This window comes from Anaerolineae bacterium, from assembly GCA_014360855.1.
Taxonomy (GTDB): Bacteria; Chloroflexota; Anaerolineae; order JACIWP01; family JACIWP01; genus JACIWP01.
Window position 1 is genome coordinate 2,708 of record JACIWP010000005.1, and the last position, 23,619, is coordinate 26,326.

20 protein-coding genes and 1 pseudogene (1 of these 21 running past the window's edge) are annotated in these 23,619 nt (G+C 65.9%); 10 read left to right on the forward strand and 11 right to left on the reverse strand.

Annotation, left to right across the window (positions count from 1 at the left end; genetic code table 11):
- A pseudogene (locus H5T60_00590) lies at window positions 1-890 on the forward strand (imidazolonepropionase) (it extends 382 nt beyond the left edge of the window).
- A gap of 103 nt (window positions 891-993) precedes the next feature.
- On the opposite strand, the gene H5T60_00595 reads toward H5T60_00590, so the two are convergent.
- From H5T60_00595 to H5T60_00615, 5 genes are read right to left on the reverse strand one after another with little or no spacing between them, the layout of a single operon-like run.
- Complete coding sequence (locus H5T60_00595) at window positions 994-1,470, reverse strand: MaoC family dehydratase N-terminal domain-containing protein (GenBank protein ID MBC7240930.1); 477 nt, start codon at window positions 1,468-1,470, stop codon at window positions 994-996.
- Complete coding sequence (locus tag H5T60_00600; protein ID MBC7240931.1) at window positions 1,442-2,341, reverse strand: mechanosensitive ion channel family protein; 900 nt, start codon at window positions 2,339-2,341, stop codon at window positions 1,442-1,444. Before H5T60_00600 ends, H5T60_00595 begins: the two co-directional genes overlap by 29 nt.
- 31 nt (window positions 2,342-2,372) lie before the next feature.
- Window positions 2,373-4,187, reverse strand: coding sequence for an aldehyde ferredoxin oxidoreductase family protein (locus H5T60_00605; protein MBC7240932.1), 1,815 nt, complete (start codon window positions 4,185-4,187; stop codon window positions 2,373-2,375).
- A gap of 18 nt (window positions 4,188-4,205) precedes the next feature.
- A complete protein-coding gene (locus H5T60_00610; protein MBC7240933.1) occupies window positions 4,206-5,369 on the reverse strand; it encodes an iron-containing alcohol dehydrogenase in 1,164 nt (387 codons plus the stop codon).
- 51 nt (window positions 5,370-5,420) lie between these two features.
- Complete coding sequence (locus H5T60_00615; GenBank protein ID MBC7240934.1) at window positions 5,421-5,831, reverse strand: SCP2 sterol-binding domain-containing protein; 411 nt, start codon at window positions 5,829-5,831, stop codon at window positions 5,421-5,423.
- Between the two features lie 223 nt (window positions 5,832-6,054).
- On the opposite strand from H5T60_00615, the gene H5T60_00620 reads away from it, so the two are divergent.
- The 9 genes from H5T60_00620 (at window position 6,055) to H5T60_00660 (ending at window position 17,708) form a co-directional block, all read left to right on the forward strand.
- Window positions 6,055-6,963, forward strand: coding sequence for a CPBP family intramembrane metalloprotease (locus H5T60_00620; GenBank protein MBC7240935.1), 909 nt, complete (start codon window positions 6,055-6,057; stop codon window positions 6,961-6,963).
- Window positions 6,960-8,666, forward strand: a complete 1,707-nt coding sequence (locus H5T60_00625; protein MBC7240936.1) for a DUF1957 domain-containing protein — start codon at window positions 6,960-6,962, stop codon at window positions 8,664-8,666. Before H5T60_00620 ends, H5T60_00625 begins: the two co-directional genes overlap by 4 nt.
- A gap of 44 nt (window positions 8,667-8,710) precedes the next feature.
- Entirely contained in the window at window positions 8,711-9,805 is a 1,095-nt protein-coding gene (locus H5T60_00630; protein ID MBC7240937.1) for an inositol-3-phosphate synthase, read from the forward strand.
- 174 nt (window positions 9,806-9,979) lie between these two features.
- The gene (locus H5T60_00635; protein ID MBC7240938.1) at window positions 9,980-12,190 is read left to right on the forward strand and encodes a hypothetical protein; all 2,211 of its coding nucleotides are present in this window, start codon (window positions 9,980-9,982) and stop codon (window positions 12,188-12,190) included.
- Between the two features lie 64 nt (window positions 12,191-12,254).
- Window positions 12,255-13,085 (forward strand): NAD(+)/NADH kinase, encoded by an 831-nt coding sequence (locus tag H5T60_00640; protein MBC7240939.1) that lies wholly within the window; start codon window positions 12,255-12,257, stop codon window positions 13,083-13,085.
- Window positions 13,082-13,846 carry a tetratricopeptide repeat protein gene (locus tag H5T60_00645; protein ID MBC7240940.1) on the forward strand — a complete coding sequence of 255 codons (765 nt, stop codon included), beginning with the start codon at window positions 13,082-13,084 and terminating at the stop codon, window positions 13,844-13,846. Before H5T60_00640 ends, H5T60_00645 begins: the two co-directional genes overlap by 4 nt.
- Window positions 13,847-13,861: 15 nt before the next feature.
- Window positions 13,862-15,592 carry a DNA repair protein RecN gene (gene recN / locus H5T60_00650; protein MBC7240941.1) on the forward strand — a complete coding sequence of 577 codons (1,731 nt, stop codon included), beginning with the start codon at window positions 13,862-13,864 and terminating at the stop codon, window positions 15,590-15,592.
- 43 nt (window positions 15,593-15,635) lie between these two features.
- Window positions 15,636-16,742 carry a M20/M25/M40 family metallo-hydrolase gene (locus tag H5T60_00655; GenBank protein ID MBC7240942.1) on the forward strand — a complete coding sequence of 369 codons (1,107 nt, stop codon included), beginning with the start codon at window positions 15,636-15,638 and terminating at the stop codon, window positions 16,740-16,742.
- Between the two features lie 30 nt (window positions 16,743-16,772).
- Window positions 16,773-17,708, forward strand: coding sequence for a phosphatase PAP2 family protein (locus H5T60_00660; GenBank protein ID MBC7240943.1), 936 nt, complete (start codon window positions 16,773-16,775; stop codon window positions 17,706-17,708).
- A gap of 57 nt (window positions 17,709-17,765) precedes the next feature.
- On the opposite strand, the gene H5T60_00665 is transcribed toward H5T60_00660, so the two are convergent.
- The 6 genes from H5T60_00665 to xerD form a co-directional block, all read right to left on the reverse strand.
- Entirely contained in the window at window positions 17,766-18,602 is an 837-nt protein-coding gene (locus H5T60_00665) for an SIMPL domain-containing protein (protein MBC7240944.1), read from the reverse strand.
- A 198-nt stretch (window positions 18,603-18,800) separates the two neighbouring features.
- On the reverse strand, window positions 18,801-19,529 hold the full coding sequence (locus H5T60_00670; protein MBC7240945.1) for a hypothetical protein: 729 nt from the start codon (window positions 19,527-19,529) through the stop codon (window positions 18,801-18,803).
- A gap of 37 nt (window positions 19,530-19,566) precedes the next feature.
- Entirely contained in the window at window positions 19,567-20,418 is an 852-nt protein-coding gene (locus tag H5T60_00675) for a purine-nucleoside phosphorylase (protein MBC7240946.1), read from the reverse strand.
- A 122-nt stretch (window positions 20,419-20,540) separates the two neighbouring features.
- Complete coding sequence (locus tag H5T60_00680; GenBank protein MBC7240947.1) at window positions 20,541-21,506, reverse strand: alpha/beta hydrolase; 966 nt, start codon at window positions 21,504-21,506, stop codon at window positions 20,541-20,543.
- Window positions 21,507-21,520: 14 nt separating this feature from the next.
- Window positions 21,521-22,492, reverse strand: a complete 972-nt coding sequence (locus H5T60_00685; protein MBC7240948.1) for a DUF523 and DUF1722 domain-containing protein — start codon at window positions 22,490-22,492, stop codon at window positions 21,521-21,523.
- A gap of 96 nt (window positions 22,493-22,588) precedes the next feature.
- The gene (xerD, locus tag H5T60_00690; protein MBC7240949.1) at window positions 22,589-23,482 is read right to left on the reverse strand and encodes a site-specific tyrosine recombinase XerD; all 894 of its coding nucleotides are present in this window, start codon (window positions 23,480-23,482) and stop codon (window positions 22,589-22,591) included.
- Window positions 23,483-23,619: the final 137 nt, after the last annotated feature.

Below are 23,619 nucleotides of genomic sequence, written 5' to 3' on the forward strand. Positions count from 1 at the left end.
AAGAGCTGGCCGCCCAGGCCCTGCCGCGCCTGCGCCGCATGCTGGCCCACGGCACCACCACCGCCGAGGCCAAAAGCGGCTACGGCCTGACGACGGCCGATGAACTGAAGATGCTGAGGGTCGTGGACCGGCTGGCAGGACAACAGCCGGTGGAACTGGTGCCGACATTTCTGGGGGCACATGCCGTGCCGGCGGAATACGCCGGCCGGGCCGATGCCTTCGTCGAGCTGGTCATCGAGGAGATGCTGCCGGCGGTCGCCGCCTATTACCGGGAGCAGGAGCGCCCCCTGCCCTTCTGCGACGTCTTCTGCGAGGACGGGGCCTTCTCCTTGGAGCAGAGCCGGCGCATCCTGGAGGCCGCCCGCGGGATGGGCTTCCCCCTCAAAATCCACGTGGACGAGTTCCAACCGCTGGGCGGCACACGCCTGGCGGTGGAGCTGGGAGCGGTCTCGGCGGATCATCTGGTCTGCACGCCGGCGGAGGAGATCACCCTGCTGGCCCGCTCCGCTACGATCGCAGTCAGCCTCCCCGGCACCCCCTTCGGGCTGGCGCATCCATCTTACACGCCGGCGCGCGCCATCATTGACCAGGGCGGGGCGCTGGCGCTGGCGACCGACCTGAACCCCGGCACCTGTTACTGCGAATCCATGCCCTTCATGCTGGCGTTGGCCTGCCGATATATGAAGCTGTGGCCGGCGGAGGCCATCTCCGCCGCCACCATCAACGCCGCCCACGCCATCCGCATGGGCCATCGGGTGGGGAGCATCGAAGAGGGGAAGCAGGCCGACATCATCATCCTGGACCTGCCCAATTACCGCCACCTGCCCTATCGCTTCGGCACCAATCCCGTCCAGATGGTCATCAAGCGCGGGCAGGTGGTCGTGGAATGACGCCCTCTAGGTGACAGTCACCTTTAAGGTGACTGTCACCTGTACCTGTCACCTGGATATTGAGGGTTCCGCACCCAGTTGACAGTCGCCTGGGAGGTGACTGTCAACTAGACATTGATGGTTCTGCCGGCTCGCCGGCGGCGACCAGCACCTCCCACTCCCCCTTCTGCGCCACACTGCCGTCCTGCTTCAGCACCTGCACCTCGAAGACCACGATGCCCCCGCCCAGGCGCGGCATGGCCCGCTTGGCCTTGACTGTGGCGCGCACCCGCACGGTGTCGCCGATGAAGACCGGGGAGCGGAACTTCCAATCCAGGCCCAGGAAGGCCTTGACCGTCTCCTCCATAAAGCCCAACCGCATGGCCAACCCGGAGGCCACCGACAGCACCAGCAGGCCGTGGGCCACGCGCTGGCCAAACATGCTGTTCTTGGCGTACTCCGCGTCAACATGCATGGGGTTCCAATCGCCGCTCAGCGCGGCGAAGGCGACGATGTCCGCCTCGGTGATAGTGCGGCCGGCGCTCTCCACCGTGTCGCCGATCTGGAACTGCTCAAAGGTGAGGCCCTTCTGTCGCTCCATCTTGCATCTCCGCCCTTTGCGATATGCGTGTTGCTCCGGTTTCGAGATATTTCGGCGTCAGGTTCAACTGGACGGGCATGCCCAGCCGGATGCCCTGCCGGCGAAATTCCTCCACGATGCGCCGGCGCAGGTCAGACGGGACGGTCAGCACGTCCGCCGGCCGCACGTAGCCGTACCACTGGAGCGTCACCATCCCGTCGCGCACGCCCTCCACGTACACGGACGGCGCCGGCTCTTTGGCCACGCGCTCCTCATGCTCCGCCAGCTCCGCCACCAGCGACATGGCACGCTGAATATCACAATCCTGAAACACCGAAACGGTCAGTCCTACGCGCCGCAGTTCCGCCGTCGAGAAATTCGTGACCGGCGAGGTCGCCACCATGCTGTTGGGTATGAACACCGCCGGCCCATCAAACGTCTGGATGGTCGTGGTGCGCAGTGCAATGTCGGTCACGGTGCCGGCGAATTCCCCGACCTTGATGACATCCCCGACGACAAAAGGTCTGTCGAGCAGGATGAAGAGGCCGGAAATGAAGTTAGAGGCCAGGTCCTTGACCGCAAAGCCGATGATGATGCCGGCGACGCCGGCGGCAGTCAGCGCGCTGTACAGTAGGGGCGTCAGGTTCGCCAGGGCCAGCGTGATGAGAATGCCGGCGGTGATCAGCGCATACGTGAGCAGGGTGCTCAGCGGCTGAATCTCGCGCTCGGCAATGCCCCGCCGCTCGCTCAAGCGGCGCCGCAGGCGCGGCCAAACACTGCGGTTCACCAGCCATACGGCCAGCCATGTCAGCAGGATGCCGGCGCCCCGCAGGCCGATCTCCGGCCAGGGCCAGCCGGCCAGCCCCCTCACCACATCATTCACTGAGTACATCGTCATACCCCCATTCGCGGCGATATGTCCCTCACGGCAGTCCCAGTTCGGCCCGCTTCGCCGGCGTGGGACCGCCGCTCTCCCGGTCCCAGCCGCGGGCCGCATAGTAGGCCGGCAGGAGCACGTCCATGTCCGGCACCACGCCGGCGGCCCCGCCCTCGGCCAGGGGCTGGAGCAGAAGCTTCGGCAGACGGTCATGGGCCGGCGTCAGACCCCAGCGCAGGTTCAGCAGACGCTTGAGATGAAAGATGCGTTCGCCGCAACGCTGTAGTTCGCCGGCATCCATATCCCAGCCGGCGGCGGCGTTCAGCATCGTCAGCACCAGCTCCAGCGGCGGATGTACCAGATGGCACTGGATGAGGGCATTGGTCACACAGCGCCAGTCCTGCCGCAGGGCCGCCATGCGCGCCTTTTCGGCGGACTGTTCGTCCCGCGCGCCGGCGGTCATGCCCCATTCGGGCAGTTCGTCGCCGCTGTCCAACATGTACATATCCCCCTGCATATGACAACCCGGCCGGGGCGAGGTGGCATAGGTCAGCGCCATCCCGATATAGGCGCGCGGGTCGTGCATTGCCACTTCCATGCCGTTGACATGGACGGCCAGTTCCGGCACGCCGAAATGCTCCGCCACAGCGCGCGATCCCTGGGCCAGCAGGTCGCCGATGCCCTGCCGGCGGGCCATCCATTCGGTCAGGGTGACGGCCGGCCCGATATCCCCCCAGCGCGCTTCCAGGCCGTCCAGGTCCTGGGCGCTGACGATGCCCTGCTCGAACAGGTAGTACACGAAGGCGATGGTATTGCCGGCGCTGATGGTATCCAGGCCGTAGAGGTTGCAGAGATGGCCGGCGTAGGCCACCCCCTCCAGGTCGTCGCTCAGCAACTGCGTCCCATAGCTGGCGATGGTCTCGTACTCCGGCCCGTCCGCCGCCTCCACACCGAAGCGGGGCAGGCTCGTCTCGCGGCCGCATCCCACCGCGCACCCGAAGCAGGTGCGCGCCCGGCGCAGGATGGTATCGGCCATGGCCGCGCCGCTGAGCCGCTCCGCGCCGTCAAACACCCCCTGGGTGTAATACTTCGACGGTACATCGCCCTCCAGCATGCCGAGATCCACATAGAACGCCGTGCCCCCTAAATGGAGCATCTGGGAGGGGATATCGTCCTGCAGGATGGACAGCGCCTCTTTGGCCGCCGTGTGAAAGCGGTCCGCGTCCGCCAGGGGGATTTTCTGCCGGCCTCCCACCGCAATGGCCTTGAGCCTTTTCGATCCCATGACGGCGCCCATGCCGCCGCGGCCGGCGGTGCGCCCATGGGCATTCACGATCACCGCCAGCGGCGAGAGCTTCTCGCCGGCAGTCCCAATGGCCGCCACCTTCAGCGAGCTGTCGCCGGCCTCCTGCTGGACAGCGCGCTGGACGGCGTAGGTGTCCATGCCCCACAGGTGGGCCGCGTCGCGCAGTTCGGCGCGTCCGTCGCGCACTAGAAGATAGACCGGCCGCTCGGCGGCGCCCTGGACGATGATGCCGTCATAGCCGGCGAAGCGCAGGGCCGGCCCCCAGAACCCGCCGGCGTTCCCCTCCCCCCAGAAGCCGGTCAGCGGGGAGCGGGCGCACACCTCGAACCGGCCGCAGGAAGGAGCGCGCGTGCCCACCAGCGGCCCGGTCATGAAAACCAGGGGGCTGGCCGGGTCCAGCGGCTCCGCCTTTGCATCCACCAGGTCGAACAAATAGCGCGCTGCCAGTCCGGAACCTCCCAAGTACTGGCGCGCATACTCGGCCGACAGCGGGATGTCCTCCAGCCGGCGATCCGCCAAATCTACCAACAGTATCCTGCCCATATATCCGTACATCGGAGCGCTCTCCTGGAGCTAAAAATCAATGGGACGCCCTTCGTAGGCATAGATGAAGAGGCGGGCAAACTCCTCGCGGTCAGGGACGCGCGGGCTGGTCACCGTCTGCGAGTCGCTCTCCGCCCTATCCACCAGCGCCTCCAGTTGGGCGTCGAAATCGGCGCGGGCGATGCCCAGCGCGGCGATGGACTGCGGCTGGTCAATCTCGTGCATCAACTGTCGGACCCGGGCGGAAAGGGCCCAGGCGGCGGTTTCCTCGTCGTCCGCCGGCAGTCCCAGGAAGCGGGCGATATCGGCGTAGCGCGCCGCGCCGGAGGGTGCCGAGTACTCGATGGTATAGGGCAGGAAAAGCCCCACGGCGCGCCCGTGCGGGATATGGAACAAAGCGCCCAGGGAGTGCCCCAGGCTGTGGGCCAGGGCGAAGAGGGAATTACTGCAGGCCAGGCCGGCGATGGTGGCGGCGTTGTGCATGTGCTCCCGCGCTTCCATGTCTTTCCCATCGCGATAGGCGCGCGGCAGATAGGTGAAGATGAGTTTAATGGCCTGCAGGGCCAGGCCGTCGCTGAAATCGTTGTGCCAGGTGTTGACGTAGGCCTCGAAGGCGTGGGTCAGGGCGTCCATGCCGGTATCGGCGGTCAGGCGCGCCGGCATGCCCTGGACGAAGTACGGGTCGACAATGGCCATGTCCGCCACGCATTCGCGCGTCCCCAGCCCCAGCTTGCGCTGTTCGGCTGTGTCGGTCAGCACGATGGCCCAGGTGACCTCCGAGCCGGTGCCGCTGGTGGTGGGGATGGTGATAAGCCGCGCCTTCTGCCGCAGACGATAGGTGTCGAAGGGATTGATGGAGTCCGGGGTCACATCCGGGCGCTCGTACAGGATCCACATGGCCTTGGCGGCATCCAGGCATGACCCCCCTCCCAATCCGACGATCCAGTCAGGTTCGAAGGCCTGCATGGCCTCCGCGCCGCGCGCGGCGGTCTGCAGGGATGGTTCGGGTTCCACCTCGCTGAAGACGGCTACCTCCAGGCCGGCGCTTTCCAGGCGCCGGCGCACCTCGTCCACGAACCCCAACCGCACCATGGTGGGGTCCGTGACGATGAAGGCGCGCCGGCCCTCCACCGTCTCCAGCACACAGCGGGCATCCTCCCCATAGACGATATGGGGGCTGTCGAAATACCACATAAGCGCCTCCTTTGGCGTCGTATATGAATGCGAGCAGGGCCTTTGGCCGGCTCAGGCGGGAAACTCCGTTTCCACCTTGGTACAGCAGGCCACCAGCTCCTTGGCGGCCTGCGGCGCGCGCATGATCTTGTTCATGTTGCCCTTGAGCTTCAGCCGGCGGGAGATCAGCCCCTTGATGGGGTCCAGCTCTCCCAGCACCACCTTCTTCCAATCCTCGTAGGATGCGGACATGACGAATTCGGGGGATTTGCTGGCGGGGTCAGTGACCTCGAAGGCTTCACGGCATTTGCCATGCCACAGGTCCATGTACAGCCACACGTCTTTCTCCAGCGGGCCGCCGGCCTCGACGATGAAGTAGAAATCACCCTCCCAATTCTTGGCCGCGTTGGCATAGGCTTCGCTGGCGTTCAGCTCGGCACACAGTGCCTTGATCCATGCGTCTGAGGGGAACCGGTGAGCCATGCACAACCTCCTGTACTGAGACTCTGGAATGACGATGGCGCCGGCAGGCCATGGCCGGCGGTACGGCTCCATTATAGTTTGAATAAGACTCTTCGCAAACCCTACAAGGGGCGCTCATCTTCCGCTGGGTGTGCGGGACAGGCGGCCCTCGTTGACACCCGTCCCTCGACGTGTTATACTCTGGACGTCCGCTGCACCAGGCTCGAGGGGGAATTTCCACGCTATGAAAGGTGAGCACCTGCGCTGGTTCGCATGGCAACCCGTATGGGAAGCCTGGTTTCCTCCGCTGTTCGCCCTGCTGGTTATTGGCGGGATATGGTTAGGCGAGCGCCGGCTGGCCCTGGCGGAAGTACAGGCCCTTTTCTGGCTGATCGCGGCGCTCTGCATTCTCCTGCCGGGCCTGCACGCATGGTGGGTCAAGCGCCAGCCGCCGGATTTCCTGGGCATCACCGAGCAGAACTGGCCGCAGGCGCTGGGCGCCGGCCTGGTGCTGGGGATTCTGCTGGGCGCCGCACAGGTCTATTACGGGCTTTTCGCCCGCCACGAGCTGTTCATCCCCGCGCTGAACCTGGAGCTGGTGGTAATCACGCTGGCGGTGCTCCTGGTAGCCGCCGGCGAGGAGATGCTCTTCCGCGCCTGGTTTCAGCGCCTGTGCGAGCCGGCCTGGGGCCTGGTGCCGACCTTTTTCCTGGCCTCCGTCGCATATGCGGCCCTGCTAGTAGTGTTCTGGAGAAGCCAGTTGACGCCCCTGCCTATCCCGTACCTGCCGGCCGGCCACGTGCCCGGCCTGCCCTTTTTCACCAACCTGGGCATCGTTTTCTGTGCGGCGCTGATGCTGAACGTGCTTTACCGCGTCACCCACAGCCTGTGGGCCAGCATGCTGGCCAACGTGCTGAGCCGACTGGCCCTGCTCTTCGTCTGGCCCTATCAGACGCTGGTGGTGGTGCCGCCGGCGCTGATGGCGGCGGTCGTCGGAGCGCTCTGGGCCATGGCCATCATCTTCCTGATGCGCTGGCGGGCAAGCTTCGCGCCCCCGCCGGCGCCGAGGCCGGCGCCCCTGCCGCCCAAACCGATGCCATCCCCCCGCCATCCCACTGCAACCAAACGACCCAGAGGAGGAAAGCGCAAATGACCAGCTCTCGAAAAATAGGCGCCTTTACCTTCGTCCTGCACTCGCATATCCCGTACTGCCGGCGCGCCGGCCGCTGGCCGCACGGCGAGGAATGGCTCCATGAGGCCGCTACCGAGACCTATATCCCCCTGCTGAACGCGCTGTATGACCTGCAGGAGGAAGGGGTGCCCTTCCACCTGACCATCGGCATCACGCCGGTCCTCTGCGAGCAACTGGCGGATCCGCTGGTGCTGGAGCACCTGCGCGCCTATTTGGAGGAGAAGCAGAAAGCCGCCGAAGCGGACCTGCGCCGCTTTGACCCGGTCAGCGAGCGGCAGTTGCACTTCCTGGCCGGCTTTTACGCCCAGTGGTACGCGCACATCCGCGCCAGCCTGGACGAGCGCTACGGCGGTGACATCATCGGAGCGTTCCGCCGGCTCCAGGACGCCGGGTATATCGAGATCCTCACTTCCGCCGCCACACACGGCTATCTGCCCCTGCTGGCGCGCGATTCCTCCATCCATGGTCAGCTCGCCACCGGCGTGCGGAGCTACATACGCCACTTCGGCCGCCGGCCGCGCGCCATCTGGCTGCCGGAATGCGCCTACCGGCCGGCCTACTATGTGGACGGCCCGCAGGGACGCTGGCGCAAGCCCGGCCTGGAAGAATTCCTGGCGGAACAGCGCCTGGGCCTCTTTTTCTGCGAGACCCATGCTATCGAAGGGGGCACACCGATCGGCAAGGCGCGCGAGGGCGTCGTCGGCCCGTATGGGGAGGTGCCCAAGCGCTACCTCGTGCCCATCGTCGGCTACACGGAACCCACACGCCGCACCACCTACCGCCCCTATTATGTCGCCGGCACCGAGGTCGCGGTGATGGGACGCAACAACCCCACCAGCATGCAGGTCTGGTCCGCCGATTGGGGATACCCCGGCGACGGCGACTACCGGGAGTTTCACAAGAAGGACGGCGTGTCGGGCATGCAGTACTGGCGCGTGACCGGTCCTCGGCTGGACCTGGGCCAGAAAGACCTGTACCACCCCGATTGGGCGGAATATAAGGCGCACCAGCATGCCCGGCACTTCGCCGGCCTGGTCGAACAGCTCCTGACCGAGTACGCCCGCGATAATCACGGCGATTACGGCATCATCGTCTCCATGTACGACACCGAGCTGTTCGGCCACTGGTGGTTCGAGGGCATCCTCTGGATCCGGGAGGTCCTGCGCAACCTGGCGGCCTCGGAGACGGTCGAGCTGACCACCGCCTCCGATTATCTCACGGCACACCCACCGGAGGATGTGCTGGCCCTGCCGGAGTCCTCATGGGGCGCCGGCGGCACTCACTTCACCTGGGACAACCCCGACACGCACTGGATGTGGGAACCCATCCACCAGGCGGAAACGCGCATGGAGGCGCTGGTAGCGCGTTACCCGGAGGCAGACGGGCCGGCGCGCGACATCCTGAACCAGGCCGCGCGCGAACTGCTCCTCCTGCAGGCCAGCGACTGGCCGTTCCTGGTGACCACCGGCCAGGCGCGCGCCTATGCCATCGAGCGCTTCCAGGGGCATCTGGAGCGGTTCGAGGAGCTGGCGCGTGCGCTGGAAGCCGGCACCCCCGAGGCCCTGGCCGCCGGCGCGGAGCTGGCCGGCCGCTACTACGCGCTGGATAATCCTTTCCCCGACGTAGACTATCGAGATTTTACAGAACGGGAAAGGCGCATATAATGTCGCCATTGTAAGCCCATCACACTGCATGGAGGACCATATCTATGACCGCTGAAAGCAAAAAGGTGCGTGTCGCCATCATCGGCGTCGGCAACTGCGCATCCGCCTTTGTCCAGGGCGTACACTATTACAAGGATGCCCCGGAAGATCAGGAGGTGCCCGGCCTGATGCACGTCAACCTGGGCGGCTATCACATCCGCGATATCGAATTCACGGCCGCCTTCGACGTGGTGGACACCAAGGTGGGCCTGGACCTCGCGGAAGCGATCTTCGCCCATCCCAACAACACCATCAAGTTCGCCGACGTGCCCAAATTGGGCGTCAAGGTGTACCGCGGCATGACCCATGACGGGCTGGGAAGGTATCTCAAGAATGTGGTGCGCAAGGCCCCTGGCTCCACCGATGACATCGTGCGGATTTTGAAGGAAACCCGCACCGATGTGGTGGTCAACTACCTGCCGGTGGGTTCGGAGATGGCCACCAAATGGTACGTGGAGCAGGTGCTGGACGCCGGCTGTGCCTTCATCAACTGCATCCCCGTTTTCATCGCCAGCCAGGAGTACTGGGATCGGCGCTTCCGCGAGCGCGGCCTGCCGGTCATCGGCGACGACATCAAGAGCCAGGTCGGCGCCACCATCACCCACCGCGTGCTGACCAAGCTGTTCCACGACCGCGGCGTGCGCCTGGACCGCACCTACCAATTGAACTTCGGCGGGAACATGGACTTCTACAACATGCTGGAGCGCGAGCGCCTGGAGTCGAAGAAGATTTCCAAGACCGGCGCCGTCACCAGCCAGCTCCCCTACGAACTGGAAGAGGGGAATATCCATGTCGGCCCCAGCGACTATGTCCCCTGGCTCACAGACCGCAAGTGGTGCTATATCCGCATGGAAGGGCGCGCCTTCGGGGATGTGCCGCTGAACCTGGAGCTCAAGCTCGAGGTCTGGGACTCCCCCAACTCCGCCGGCGTAGTCATCGACGCCGTGCGTTGTGCCAAACTGGCGCTGGACCGCGGCATCGCCGGCGCTCTCAAGGCTCCCTCCGCCTACTTCATGAAGACGCCGCCCGTCCAGTTCAGCGACGACGAGGCACACCGCCTGACGGAGGCGTTCATCGCCGGCGAGATCGAGGACGTATAGCTTTCACCAACCGATGCAGAAGGGGCGGGGCCGGCACCCTGCCCCTTTTTCTGTTCCCCCGTCCCGGCGGAGCAGTAAGTTGCGGCCAGGACAGGGGACAGGTATAATCACAAACGAACCAGCGAGTGATACGCGGGGTACGCTCGGGCCAGGCACATGTAAGGAGCACAAGGCGTGGATCTGCACGAGTTTCCGAGGCCAGAGGGGGATACCGGTATCGGGATGCACTGGTCCTTCGGCGAGCCGGCGGCGACCGGCCTGCGCCGACTGCGCCAGCGCTGGCTCCCCCTGCTGAAACTGCTGGGCGTGAAGTGGGTGCGCTTCCGGCACGCCGGCGGCGAGACGCTGGCGGAGCTCCTGCTGGACCATGACATCATGCCCATCGTCCAGCTTTGGCGCTTCGCGCCGTACCCGGGCCGGCCGGCGGAGGGCCTGGAAGATGTGGTGCGGAGCTATGTCGCGCTCGGCGTGCGCTATTTCGAGCTGGGAGAGCGCCTGGACGATCCGCGCGCCTGGCGGGATGCGCATATCCCTGCCGATGTGGTATCCCGGCTGATAGAACCCCTGCGCGCCGACGTGGAGATGGTGCTGGAGGCCGGCGGCTTGCCGGGCCTGCCGGCCAGCCTCGACCTCCAGGAGAAGTGGGACCTGGTCGGGGCGCTGTGCAGGGCCGGCCATGCGGAGCTACTGCGCGCCGGCGTCTGGCAGGCCTATTACATGCATGTCGGCAACCTGCCCCTGGAGTATCCGGATGACCCGGTCAACTTGATGGGCCGGCCGCTGTCGGCGGATGAGTACGAGGAAGCCCTGGCGGAGGAATGGCCCGGCCATGCCTGGGGCGGCATGAGCCGGCAGGAGGTGAACCAGGAGCGCCTGTGCCGGCGCGATCCGGATGCCACGGTGGCCACCATATCGGCCGGCTGGCGCCGCTATGAGGCGCTGGATCTGCGCATCCGCCGCCATCTCGGCCGTTCGATCCCCATTCTGGGCACCGCCGGCGGCCCGCGCCTGGGCGATCGGCTGGATCCCCGCTACCCAACCCTCACTCCCCAGCGCCACGCCGAACGGGTGCTGGCCATTTCCCGGGCGCTGATGGGCACCAGCACGGAACATTCGCCGGCGCCGGGCTATCTCTTCTGCGCCGCTTTCTCCGTGCTGGGCAACTACGCCCTGGGGAATTTCGAGCCGGCCTTTGAGGATTGGGCCTGGATCAGCCCCCGCTGGGAGCGCGGCCGCCTGCCCGTAGTAGAACTCCTGGGCGCCGAGCCAAAGCGCGCCCGTTTGCTGGCGGAACCCCTCAGCCCCGTCTCCGCGGAGGAGGCTGTGGCGGTGATGAGCGGGATGACGCTGGGCGCCGGCAGTTCTCACACCGATGACTTCGTCGAGCCGGAGGTGGGCCGGCCGCTGTACGAGCTTCTGCGCCCGGTCGGCGGCGACGAAGAGGAAGCCTACGTCATCCCGCCGACTTTCGCCCCGGAGCCATTCGCCTTCTGGCCGCCGGCCAGCCTGCAGGGCAAGCTGAAAGGGGGCGCCGGCCGCAAGGTGCTCCTATCCATGGCCCGCGATGGAAGCACACAGGAAGCTGTGGTCGGCCAGGACGAGACCTTCGTCTTCCGCAACCTGCGCCCCGGGGTATATGCCCTGCGCGTCGACGGCACCAATCTGGAAATCTCCCGCATCAGCTTGGCCTCGGGCGACGAGAAATATCTGGAGCTGGAGATGCCGGCCTGGCGCTGGCACATCACGAAGCGGCCGGCCAGCCTGGGCTTCGCCATGGTGCTCTGCTCCGTGGAGGGGAAGATCGGACTGCCGGTGCGCATCTGGAACGAGGTATGGGATGGCATGGAGCGGCTGACGGGGTCGAAGCCGGCTCTGGGGCCGTACTACTGCGAGCTGGCACCATTGGCCGCCGGCCGCTACTGGCTCCAGCCGCGCGGCATCGCGCCGGCGGTGGAGCTTGAGCTGGAAACAGATGCCATCTTCGAGGTGGTCTTCACGCCCATCTGCCGCCCAGAACCGGCACCGACTGCTTCCCCGGAGTCAGCGCCGGCCGGCGAGACGGGGACCGCTCCTTCCGCCGCTGGGCTGGACCTGTATCTCCTGCTGGCCCGGCCGCTGGCCAGCAAAGAGGAGCTGTCGGCTGTCCTGCGCTTCATCCAGCGCCATACGCCGGCGTGCGGCTTTTCGGTGGAAGAGGCCAGTTGGGCCAGGCGGGTGCTCATCGTCGGCGGCGCCAACCTGCGCGTGACCGAGGATGATGAGCAGTTCCTGCGCCAGAGGGGATGTCAGGTGCGGCGGGTGGCGGAGAACGTGGCGGAGACCCTGACCCTGCTGGCACGTCAGGGAGACCCAATGACCGATGTCACAGCGGATATCACGGCCTGAGGTGCACGGGGTGCCGGTCCTGCCGGCAGTCCATGCACCCAGTGAAGGTTGGGGAGCGCCTTCAGTGAAACATATCGGCATCCTGCATCATCCGCGACTGCCGGCGGCGCGCCTTCTGGCAGAGGAGATCGCCGCATGGCTGGCTGTGCGGGGCGTTACTTCGCGCATCGATTCCGCGCTGGAAGAGGGCGAGAAACTGGCCCACCTGAACCATCAGGACATGGTGATCACCCTGGGCGGCGACGGCACCATCCTGCGGGCGGCAAGGCTGAGCGCGATGTACAACGTCCCCTTGCTGGGCATCAACATGGGGCGGGTGGGATTCCTGACGGAATTCACTCCGCAGGACTGGCAGGAGCGCTTGCCGGCGGTGTTGGAAGGGCAGTACTGGGTCGAGGAGCGCATCATGTTGCGGGCCTCCGCCCGCCGGCAGTCCCAGCCGCTGGGCACGTTCGACGCCCTGAACGATGTCGTGGTCGCAAGGGGAGAGCTGGCGCGCGTCCTGCACGTGGAAGCGTCGGTGAACGACACGCCGCTGACCACCTATGTGGCCGATGGGGTGATTGTCGCCACGCCGACCGGCTCGACCGCCTATGCGCTGTCCGCCGGCGGCCCCATTCTCTCGCCGGACCTGGAGGCGATGCTCATCATACCGGTGGCGCCGCATCTGGCCTTTAACCGCGCCCTGGTCCTGCCGGCCGGCTCCCAACTGACCTTCGCGGTGCACACCTATCACCATGCCCAACTCATCGTGGACGGCCAGGGCGAAACGCGGCTGGTGGACGGCGATGCGGTCCAGGTCACCATCAGCCCGTACCGCTGTCGCTTTGTGCGCACCCAGCCGCGGAACTACTTCTATCAGAACCTGGTGGAGAAGCTTCATTGGCGTACATGAACCGAGAGGTGGAGGAACTGATTCGTCAGGGGATGGCCGCCGCCCGCGTGGGGGAGAAAGAGGAAGCCCGCCGGCATTTTGAGGCGGCTCTGCGTCTGGATCCCAACGCGGCGGCCGCCTGGCTAGGATTGAGCGGCGTGGTAGATTCGCCCGAGGAAAAGCGCCGCTGTTTCCAGCGGGTGCTGGAGCTGGAGCCGGGGAACGCCGAGGCGCTGGCCGGCCTGGCCTGGTTGGACCGTCAGCAGGCGCAGGCGCCGGCGGAGGCGCCGGAAGTGCTCTACTGCGCCAATCATCCCACCGTCGAGACCGTCCTGCGCTGTAACCGCTGTAACAAGCCCATCTGCGTGGAATGCGCCGTGCAGACGCCGGTGGGCTACCGTTGTAAGGAATGCGTGGCAGAGCTTCAGGCCCATTACTTCAACGCGCAAGCCTGGGACTACCCCGTTGCCGCCGCGGTGACGCTGTTCCTCAGCATCTTTGTCGGCGCGTTCCTGCCCTGGCTGATGTCCATGCTGCCCTACGGATGGCTGTTCGTGTTTTTCCTGACGCCGCCCATCAGCGGCGGCATCGCCGAGGCGGCGCGCCGTGCCGTGGGGCGCCGGCGGGGCAAATACACGTGGCTGACGACCAGCGCCGCCGGCGTCCTCGGGGGAATACTGGGTATACTGATCCTCTGGTGGCAGATCGGGGTCATGCCCTGGCTGACATTCTTGATCTTTATCGTCCTGCATGCCAGCACACTGTCCATGCGTTTGCGGTGAGTGGCAGAGGGGAACGTGTTAGTTGAGCTGACGATCGAGAACTTCGCCATTATTGAGCACCTTCAGGTCAGCTTCCATGAGGGTTTCAACGTGCTGACCGGCGAGACCGGCGCCGGCAAGTCCATTATCGTGGACGCGGTGGCCTCGGTGCTGGGCGGCCGCTTGGAGCAGGAGCAGATTCGCGCCGGCGCACCGCAGGCCAGCGTCGAGGCCGTGTTCGAGGTGGCCGGCCCCGCCGGCCGGCGCATCCTGCCCATCCTGCAGGAACATGACCTGCTCGACGAGGCCCCCGCCGGCGACCGCTTCACCCTTATCCTGCGGCGGGACCTGCGCCTGGGCGGCCGCTCCGTCTGCCGGGTCAACGGCCGCGCCGTGCCCCTGTCCCTCCTGCAGGAGATCGGACAGTACCTGGTGGACATTCACGGCCAGGGGGATAATACCCTGCTCCTGCGCCGGCAGGAACAGTTGGGATTCCTGGACCGCTACGGCGGCCTGGTGGAACTGCGCGAACAGGTCTCCGCCCTGGTGCGGGAACTGCGCCGCGTGCGGCAGGAGCTGGAAGCCCTGCGGCAGGACGAGCGGGAGATCGCCCGCCGCGTGGACCGCCTGCAGTACGAACTGCAGGAGATCGAGGCCGCCAAGCTCTACCCGGGCGAAGAGGAAGAGCTGAAGACCGAGCGCGACCGCCTGGCCAATGCCGAGCGCTTGGCGGAGCTGGCCGACGGTGTCTGCAAGGCGCTGTACGAGAGCGAGGCGCTGGAAACCCCGCCGGCGGTGGACCTGCTCTCGCAGGCACTGGAGCATCTCACCGACATTGTGCGCTTCGATGCCAGCATGGAGGAACCGCGCCGCCTGCTGGAAGCCGCGCTCTATCAGATCGAGGATATTGCCCGCACGATGCGGGAATACCGCGACGGCATCGAATTCAACCCCCGCCGGCTGGAGCAGATCGAACAGCGCCTCTCCCTCATTTACTCCCTGCGGCGCAAGTACGGCGACACCATCCCGGACATCCTGGCCTATGCCGAGCGCGCCCGCCAGGAACTCTCGCGCATCGAACACGCCGGCGAACATATCGAGGCGCTGGAGGCCAGGGAGCTGGAACTGCTCAGGGAAATTGGCCGGGCGGCCGGCGAGCTTTCTGAGCGCCGGCGTGCCGCGGCGGAGGCACTCTGCCGCGCCGTGGAGCAGGAGTTGGCCGAACTGCGCATGGAGAAGGCGCGCTTCGCCATCAGCCTGACCCAGCAGGAGGACCCGGCCGGCGCCTTCGTCGGGGAGCGGCGCCTGCGCTTCGACGCCACCGGCGTGGACCAGGTCGAGTTCCTCATCTCCGCGAACCCGGGCGAGCCCCTGCGGCCGCTGGCACTGGTGGCCTCCGGCGGCGAGACGTCGCGGCTCATGCTGGCCCTCAAAAACGCGCTGAACCGGGTAGATGAGGTGCCCACCCTGATTTTCGATGAGATTGACGCGGGCATCGGCGGGGTGGTGGCCACGCTGGTGGGGCAGAAACTGCGCCGGCTGGCCGGCTTTCACCAGGTGCTGTGCGTGACCCACCTGCCGCAATTGGCGGCCGCCGGCGATGTCCAATACCTGGTCACGAAGGCAGAGCGCGCCGGCCGCACCGTGACGTTCATCCGCCCCCTCTCGCATGAGGAACGGTTGGAGGCGCTGGCCGGCATGTTGGGCGCGGTCAGCGCCGCCACGCTCCAGAGCGCGCAGGAGATGCTGGAGCGAGCGCGCACCTGATTTGCCCTGTCCGTTTATCATTTTCTCTCCGCAGGAGCTGAACATGGCCCACCCGTACCCCACCTCGGTGCACCCCGACCGCCTGCTGGACACCTTCCTGGCGTTACTGCGCATTGACAGCCCTTCCGGCGAGGAAGCGGCGGTGATGGAGGAACTGCGGCGCCGCCTGCAGGCGCTTGGCCTGGAGACAGAGGTGGACGGCGTTGGCAACCTGATCGGCCGGCGGGAAGGGGCCGGCGAACCCATCCTGCTGTGCGCACATGTGGACCATGTGGAACCCTGTCGCGGCATCCGCCCGGTAGTGCAGGACGGCGTGGTGCGCAGTGACGGCACGACCATCCTGGGGGCCGACGATACCTCCGGCGTGGCCATCATTCTGGAACTGCTGGAGATCGCGCACGAACGGGCGCGGCAGGGGCAGGAAGTGCCGGCGCTGGACGTGGTCTTCACCGTCAGCGAGGAGACCGGCCTGAAAGGATCGAAGGGGTTGGATATCTCCCGCCTGCGCGCCCGGCACGGCATTGTGCTCGACATGGGCGGCCCGCGCGGCTATATCACCGTCCAAGGGCCTTCCCACGACCATCTGGAGATAGTGATTCACGGCAAGAAGTCCCACGCCGCCTGCGCGCCGGAGGAGGGCGTCAACGCCATCCGCGTGGCGGCAGAGGCCATCGCCGCCATGCCGTTGGGGCGCATTGACGAGGCGACCACCGCCAACATCGGGGTGATCCACGGCGGGACGGCCACCAACGTGGTGCCGGACCGGGTGGAGCTGAAAGGGGAGGCGCGCAGTCTGGAGGAGGAGCGCCTGCGCCGGCAGGTGGCGGCCATGCTTCGCTGTCTCGAGGAGGCGGCCGGCCGGCACGGCGCGCGTCTGGAATTCCACGTCGAGCGCAAATACGACGCCTTTCGCGTGCCGGAAGATGCCCCTATCGTGCAGATGCTCTGCCGGAGCCTGCGGGACTTCGGCGTGGAACCCACGCTGATCCCGACGGTCGGGGGCAGTGATTCCAATATCTTCAACGCGCGCGGCGTCCAGACGGTGAATATCAGCACCGGCATGGAGCATGTCCATTCCGCCGAGGAATATATCGCGCTGGATGATATGGTCTTCTGCACTTCGGTGCTGGCGCATATGCTCGGGATGTGAGGCAACCGCGCCGGCGGGAGGGGAAAGGCGATGCAGTCCTGGCTGTTTTCGCTCACCGGATGGGGGACGGAGGTCATCCTCTGGATCCAGGGGTTCCGCACACCCTGGCTCGATGTACTGTTCAAGGCATTGAGCGGGCTGGGCACCACGTATGCGTATCTGGCGCTCCTCCCGCTGGTCTACTGGTGCTTCGACCGGCTGGCCGGCATTGGGCTGGCATATGTGGTCCTGCTTTCGGGCTGGCTGAACGCCGGCCTGAAGGCCCTCTTCGCCATCCCGCGCCCATCCGATCCCCGCATCATGCGCCTGGAAGAGATCGGCGACCCCTCGTTTCCCAGCGGGCATGCGCAGAACGCCATGGCGGTCTGGGGCTACCTGGCCGGCCGGGCGCGCCGCGCCGGCTTTTGGGTACTGGCTGTGCTCCTCATCCTCGGCATTGGGTTCTCGCGCCTCTATCTCGGGGTGCATTATCCGCAGGATGTGCTGGCCGGCTACCTGGTGGGCGCTCTTTTCCTGCTGGCCTTCGCCCTGGCCGAAAAGTATCTGACGCGCCTGGTCGGGCCGCTGACGGTGGGGGCGCAGGTGGTGCTGGCGCTGGCCGTGCCGGCCCTGCTGTGGCTTGGCTCGTGGGCGCTGGGCATGCCGGAGGGACAGGGGGATGTCAGCCCTGCGGTGGTGGCCGGCGCGCTGTTCGGGCTGAATCTGGGGATTGTGCTGGAGGGGCGCCTCGTGCGCTTTTCGCCGGCGGGGCCGGCCCTCCAGCGCGCCGGCCGCTTCCTGTTGGGCCTGGTCCTCGTGTTTGCCTTTTACCTCGGCCCGCGCTGGCTCGCCCAGCAGATCCTGCCGACAGCGTATGAGAGCGCGCCGGTGCGGCTGGCGCGCTATTTCCTGGTGGCGCTGGTGGTGAGCTGGATCGGGCCGTGGCTGTTTGTGAAGGTCGGGCTGGCCCGCCGGCGCTCCCGCTGACGCGAACAGCCCCCGCTGTTCATCACAGCGGGGGCCCTTGATATGTCTGGATCGTGATTACTGCAGTTCGAAGGTGACCTGAATCTGATAGGTGATCTCCAGCTCGCCGGGGGAGATGGGGCCGGCACCACCGCCCATACCTTCCACGGCTCGTGGGGCGGGCATCGGATAATAGGATCCGCCGCCGATGACCTCGGATATCTGCACCACCCCACCGACCTTGACGCCGGCCAGTTTGGCCAGCTCTTCCGCCCGCTGGCGGGCATTCTCCACCGCCTGGGCGCGCGCTTTGGCTTCCAGCTCCGTCCGGTCCTCCAGGTCGAAGTTCACGCCCCAGAGGCTGTTGGCGCCGGCGGCCACCGCCGCGTCGATCAGCTCACCCACCTGGTCCAGCTTGCGGATTTTCACCGTGACCATATTGGAGACCCGGTAGACGCCGGCGGGGGTTTCCGCGGAGCCCTCCGTGCCCTTGGGAGCGGCCGGCATCTCATAACGCGGCGGCTCCTCATAGTAAATGCTGTAGTTGCTGGTGGTGATATCCTTCTCCGCGATGTTCAGCTTCTTCAGCGCCGCCATGATCTTGTCCATGCGGGTGGAGGCATCTTCCATGGCCTGTTCCACCGTGGCGGCGGACACGTTGACGCCCAACACGACGGTGGCGATGTCCGGCGCGGCGGAAACCGTGCCCTGCCCGACCACCGTGATAGCACGCGGCAGGCCGGCGTCCGCCGGCTGGGTTTGGGTGGATACAGCCGCAGGGAGCGGCGTCGGCGTGACCGCGGCGGCTTCGGCTTCCGGCATGTTGAAACTGCCGGCGAACTGTGTGCCGAACATGGCGACAGCGGTCAATACCACCACCGTGATGATCAACGCCACAATGTTATTTTTCGACATCTGTCACAACCTCCTCAGGCGTGAAATGGTTTTCTGTTCCCGCGGGTGAGACCCTTCACTCACGCCTTGTAGACGCCCTGGATGCGCGGATGGTTCCACCGTTCGGCATGCAGATGCATTTCCAGTGTAGCAGATTTCGGGCGGCGCGAACAGGGGTCAGGGGCGGGTCTCCTCAGGATTTCAGGTTAAAGTTGCGGATTATTTCACCACCTGCACGACGGTCTGGCAGGGTGGGGGATAGTTGCCAGTCTGGTCCACGACGACCAGCCGCAGGGAATAGGTGCCGCCAGGGAGCGGCCCGGTATCCCAGTGGCCCAGGACGCCGTTGACCACCGGTGACTGATTGGCGAAGAGGAAGGACCATTCCGCCGGCTGAGCGCCGACCCCCATCTCGACCTTGTAATACTGGAAGCGGTCAATGGAGGCGGTGCCGACGAGCGTCACTACTCCGCTGACGGCCGCGTTCATGCCTGGCGATGTCAACTGCACGCCGGGGTTGGGGCAGGCCGGCGGCCGCACGGCAGGCGTCGGCGTGGGCGTGGGTTCCGTCGGGGTGGTGGGCGCCGGCCTCAGGCGTGTAGGGCGCGGTGTGGGGGTGGACGTTGGTGTGGGAGGCGCCGGCGTCGGGGTAATGGTCGGGATGAAGATGGGAAGCGCTGTCGGGGTCTCCTCCTCTGGCAGGGGCATATTGGGCGCTACCTGATGCTCGATGAGGTAGACCACGCCGACCACGATCAGCAATACGATGGCCAGGCTGAAGATGCGCATTTCCCGGTTGCGCGCCGCCTCTTTCTCCAACGAGAAGATGGCCTGCAGGCGTTCTCGGCGAGCGAGCCAGGCGGCCCGCAGTAATATCAAGGCGATGATGGCGCACAACCCATACAGCCAGACGCTGTACTGCTGGACAAGGCGGATGAAAACGGCCATTCCCTCGTGGGCCTCCCACGGATATGTAATGAACGGTCTAGCTCGGGTACAGCCGGCGCAGGACGCCGCGGATCACGGCGCGCAGGCGCGGGGCAATTTGCCGGCCGGCCTCCAGCACCTCCTCATGGCTGGCCTCGCGCCGCTCGTCAGGGTCGAAAATGGCCAGGTTGCTGATGCCAGAGATTCCCAGCACCCGCATGCCGCCGTGCCGCGCCACGGTCACTTCCGGCACGGTGGACATCCCGACGGCATCCCCGCCGATGGAGCGCAGGAAGCGCAGTTCCGCCGGCGTCTCGAAAGACGGGCCGGCCAGCCCCACATATACCCCTTTGTGCAGGGGGACGCCGGCCTCCTGGGCCGCTTCCAAGGCCAGCCGGATCAGCTCCCGGTCATAGGCGTGCGTCATGTCCGGGAAGCGGGGACCCAGGCGCTCGTCATTGGGACCGCGCAGGGGGTTCAGGCCGGTCAGGTTGGTGAAGCCGATGTGGTCGGTGATGACCATCAGGTCGCCGACGCGGAAGTCCGGGTTCAGGCCGCCGGCGGCGTTGGTGACGATGAGGGTGTCCACGCCCAGGAGCTGGAGCACCCGCACCGGGAAGGCCACCTGGGCCATGGTGACCCCTTCATAATAATGGGCGCGGCCTTGGAGACAGAGAATGGGCACGTTTTCCAGCGTCCCACACACCAGCCGGCCCATATGTCCCTCAATGGAGGGTCGGGGGAAGTGGGGAATCTCCGCATAGGGGATGACCGCCTGCGCGGCGATATCGTCCGCTAGCGGATTGACGCCGGAACCCAGGATCAGTCCAACGCGTGCGGGGACGGGGAAACGCTCCCGGATGACGCCGGCGGCGCGCTGATAATCCTCATAGGTGAAGTGCTCTGTCACGTTCCAACTCCTTCTGCGCCTGGGGCAGGAAATCCATCCCCATTATACGGGCCAGGGACATATGGGTCAAAGAAAGGGGCGCGTCACGGCGGCCGGCGCCTCCCCATAGACGCCGGCGCACTCTATCTGGTTCCCAATCTCTGCACGAAGGCCTGCACCGCCTCCAGGAACGCCGCTGGACATTCCTCCTGCGCCACATGACCGCAGTTTGGGATGACGACCAGTTCGGCGTGCGGCAGTTCGCCGGCCAGCCGGATGCTCTGCTCCGTCGGCACCACGCGGTCATCGTCGCCCGTGATGACCAGCGCCGGCATGGTCAGCTCGTGCAGTCTACGCTCCAGATGCAGGGGCCGGCTGGCGGCAGTGAGTTCCCACAGCGCCCGGTCCCAGTTCTGCGCCCGCAGAGGTTTGGTATAGCCCTCGATGATGTCTGAGGTGAGCCGGCCCGGATCATGCCAGGCCAGGTTCAGCAGTTCCATGCCGCTCTGACGGATGCGGCGCACCAGCAGAGGTCCTAGGTGGCGCGCCTGGGGCGTGCGGAGCAGAGGCAACAGCCAGGCCGGCGCTCCCCCACCGACGTACACGGCCGGGCTGACCAGCACCAGTGCCTGCACCCGTTCCGGATAGGTCAGCGCGAAATGGACGGCGACGGTGCCGCCGGCAGAATTGCCGACCAGCACAGCTCGCTCCACGCCCAGGGCATCCATCAGCGCACGGGTCAGCTCCACCTGCGCCTCCGGCGTGTAGGGATTGAAACTGCCCCATTCACTGCGCGGAGGGCGTTCTGTGAGGCCGAAGGCCGGCCGGTCAAAGGCGATGACCCGCCCCATAGACGCCAGGGGTGCCATTACCTCCCGCCAGGAGAACGTGCTGGCGCCGAAGCCGTGCAGGAGCAGGAAGACCGGTTCGCCGGCGCCCTGCTCCTTATAATGCACGCGGATGCCGTGCAGTTCGATAAAGCGGCTGTCGGGGTCCGCCAGTTCCTCCGGCGGCACCGTATCCGGGAGCGGCGGCACCGGCACCAGGAACGGCCCCACCAGCAGGAGAAGGATGATGCCGGCGCCGGCCCACAGCAGTGGTTTCCGCATGTCAGCGCTCCCTTTCACGCCACGTCCCGGTCTTTCCCCGAGTCCATCGGGCTGACCAGGGCGATGGGATATGGTTCGAAGAAGACCTGACGCGCCAGATAGGGCTCTTGGAAGCGAGCAACCCAGGCGCGCAGGATATAGAGCGGCGTGCTGAGCGGCACGTGCCGGCCGCGGTAGCGTTCCAAGGTGTCGAGGAAGAGGGCCTTCTCCACCGGCGTCAATTGAGCCGAGAAGTAGCCCAGGGCATGCATCAGCACATTGATGCCGGCGGTGCGGCGCGGCGGCCGCGCCAGGGCCTCCCAGAGCAGGTGTTCGTAGGAATCAAACGCCTCCGCCGCCGGCCGGCGCCCTGGATTGGCCACAACCCGGCCCATGGCCTGCAGGCGCGACTGGTTGTAGGCCATCAGCAGGAGCTTGTGCTCGGTGTGGAAGCGCACCAGCTCCTCCATGGTGCCGGCGGCTTTGGCCTGGCGGAAGCGCGCCAGGGTGAAGAGCTTGATCAGGAAATGATCGCGCAGGGTCGCGTTGGTGAGCCGGCCCTCGTCCTCCACCGCCAGATGGCCGAAGCGTTCCAGCACCGCCTGGCCGAAGAAGCCGGCGCCCTTGCCGACCGGCGTCTCACTCCCCATGTCAGCATACAGCTTGACATCCTTGATGCCGCAGGAGGGGGAACGATTCTTGAGGATAAAGCCGTCCACCGCCGGCAGGCCGGCGAGGAAGGAAGCCGCGAAGTCCTGCATCGCTTCGGTGATATCGCGGCCGGTCTCGGGCTGGACCAGCCGGCGCTCCCCGCCCCGCAGGATGACGCGGATAGGGGGGCGCGGCACCCCCAGCCCCAGCTCCACCTCCGGACATACTGGCAGGAAATCCACAAAGGGCCGCAACTGCTCGACGAACGGGTCCGGGATCATCTGGCCGTTATAGCGGCAGGCGGCAAACCCCAGACACTTGCTCACCACCACCTGAGGGCGCACCGATGCGTGCATGGGGATCATTCTCCTGTGATGGTCGTCGTTGACAAAATTCCCGCAGGGTGCTCCTCCTGCGGGAAAGAACAGTCGTCATCACACCATGGGCAGTGCTTACTTCGCCCGCGGATGTGACTCGTCGTAAATCTCGCGCAGGCGCTCGCTGGAGATGTGGGTGTAAATCTGGGTGGTGGAGATGTTGGCATGCCCCAGCAGTTCCTGCACGTGGCGCAGGTCGGCCTTGCCGTTGAGCAGGTGCGTGGCGAAGGAATGGCGCAGGGTGTGCGGCGTGACCTCGGTTTTGATGCCGGCCTCCCGCACGTACTGCTTGATGATGAGCCATAACCCTTGGCGCGTCAGCCTCTCGCCACGATGATTGAGAAACAGCGCGCGCTCATTCGGACTCCTCAACAACATGCGGCGCGCTTTGGCCAGGTACTCGCGCAGGGCTTCCACCGCACGGCTGTGGATGGGGATAATGCGCTCCTTGCCACCCTTGCCCTGCCTGACCCGCACCGTCGCCGAGGCCAGGTTGATGTCCTCCAGGTCCAGTGACACCAACTCCGTGACGCGCATGCCGGTGGCATACAGCAGTTCGAGCAGAGCCTTGTCCCGAATGGCTTTGGGGCTGGAGCCTTTGGGTGCATCCAGCAGTCGCTCCACTTCCTCGTAGGAGAGGGTGACCGGCAGGCGCTTTTTGACCTTGGGGGAATCCAGGTTCAGCGTTGGGTCATCGGAGATGATCTCCTCCGCGGCCAGGAAGTGGAAGAACGATTTCAACGCGGCGATCTTGCGCGCCACCGTGGAGGAGGCGTATTCCCGCTCACGCAGGCTCATGATGTAATCTATGATGACATCCTGGTTGACCTGCTCCCAGGAGTTGATGCCCTCCTCTTCCATGGCCTGGGCGAATTGTTCCAGGTCGTTGCGGTAGGCTGCCAGTGTATTACCCGAATATCCCTTCTCCAACTCCAGAAATTGCAAAAAGGTTGCAATCGCATCGCGCATAATTTATCCTCCTGCCGGCTCACGCGCCCGGTGAGCCATGCTGAGGGCCGGCGGCGTGCCGGCCCCTCGCGGCGATCGGACCACATGGATATCATCGAACCATCTGAACAGCGATGGGGGTCCGCTTAATGTTAACT

Bases quoted from the DNA above. Each gene is read 5' to 3' on its own strand.
- H5T60_00670 (MBC7240945.1), bottom strand. From the start codon at position 19,529: ATGGCCGTTTTCATCCGCCTTGTCCAGCAGTACAGCGTCTGGCTGTAT.
- H5T60_00655 (MBC7240942.1), top strand. From the start codon at position 15,636: ATGGCCCACCCGTACCCCACCTCGGTGCACCCCGACCGCCTGCTGGAC.
- H5T60_00665 (MBC7240944.1), bottom strand. From the start codon at position 18,602: ATGTCGAAAAATAACATTGTGGCGTTGATCATCACGGTGGTGGTATTG.
- H5T60_00610 (MBC7240933.1), bottom strand. From the start codon at position 5,369: ATGTGGTATTTCGACAGCCCCCATATCGTCTATGGGGAGGATGCCCGC.
- H5T60_00600 (MBC7240931.1), bottom strand. From the start codon at position 2,341: ATGTACTCAGTGAATGATGTGGTGAGGGGGCTGGCCGGCTGGCCCTGG.
- xerD (MBC7240949.1), bottom strand. From the start codon at position 23,482: ATGCGCGATGCGATTGCAACCTTTTTGCAATTTCTGGAGTTGGAGAAG.
- H5T60_00680 (MBC7240947.1), bottom strand. From the start codon at position 21,506: ATGCGGAAACCACTGCTGTGGGCCGGCGCCGGCATCATCCTTCTCCTG.
- H5T60_00625 (MBC7240936.1), top strand. From the start codon at position 6,960: ATGACCAGCTCTCGAAAAATAGGCGCCTTTACCTTCGTCCTGCACTCG.
- H5T60_00630 (MBC7240937.1), top strand. From the start codon at position 8,711: ATGACCGCTGAAAGCAAAAAGGTGCGTGTCGCCATCATCGGCGTCGGC.
- H5T60_00685 (MBC7240948.1), bottom strand. From the start codon at position 22,492: ATGCACGCATCGGTGCGCCCTCAGGTGGTGGTGAGCAAGTGTCTGGGG.
- H5T60_00615 (MBC7240934.1), bottom strand. From the start codon at position 5,831: ATGGCTCACCGGTTCCCCTCAGACGCATGGATCAAGGCACTGTGTGCC.
- H5T60_00605 (MBC7240932.1), bottom strand. From the start codon at position 4,187: ATGTACGGATATATGGGCAGGATACTGTTGGTAGATTTGGCGGATCGC.
- H5T60_00660 (MBC7240943.1), top strand. From the start codon at position 16,773: ATGCAGTCCTGGCTGTTTTCGCTCACCGGATGGGGGACGGAGGTCATC.
- H5T60_00595 (MBC7240930.1), bottom strand. From the start codon at position 1,470: ATGGAGCGACAGAAGGGCCTCACCTTTGAGCAGTTCCAGATCGGCGAC.
- H5T60_00620 (MBC7240935.1), top strand. From the start codon at position 6,055: ATGAAAGGTGAGCACCTGCGCTGGTTCGCATGGCAACCCGTATGGGAA.
- H5T60_00645 (MBC7240940.1), top strand. From the start codon at position 13,082: ATGAACCGAGAGGTGGAGGAACTGATTCGTCAGGGGATGGCCGCCGCC.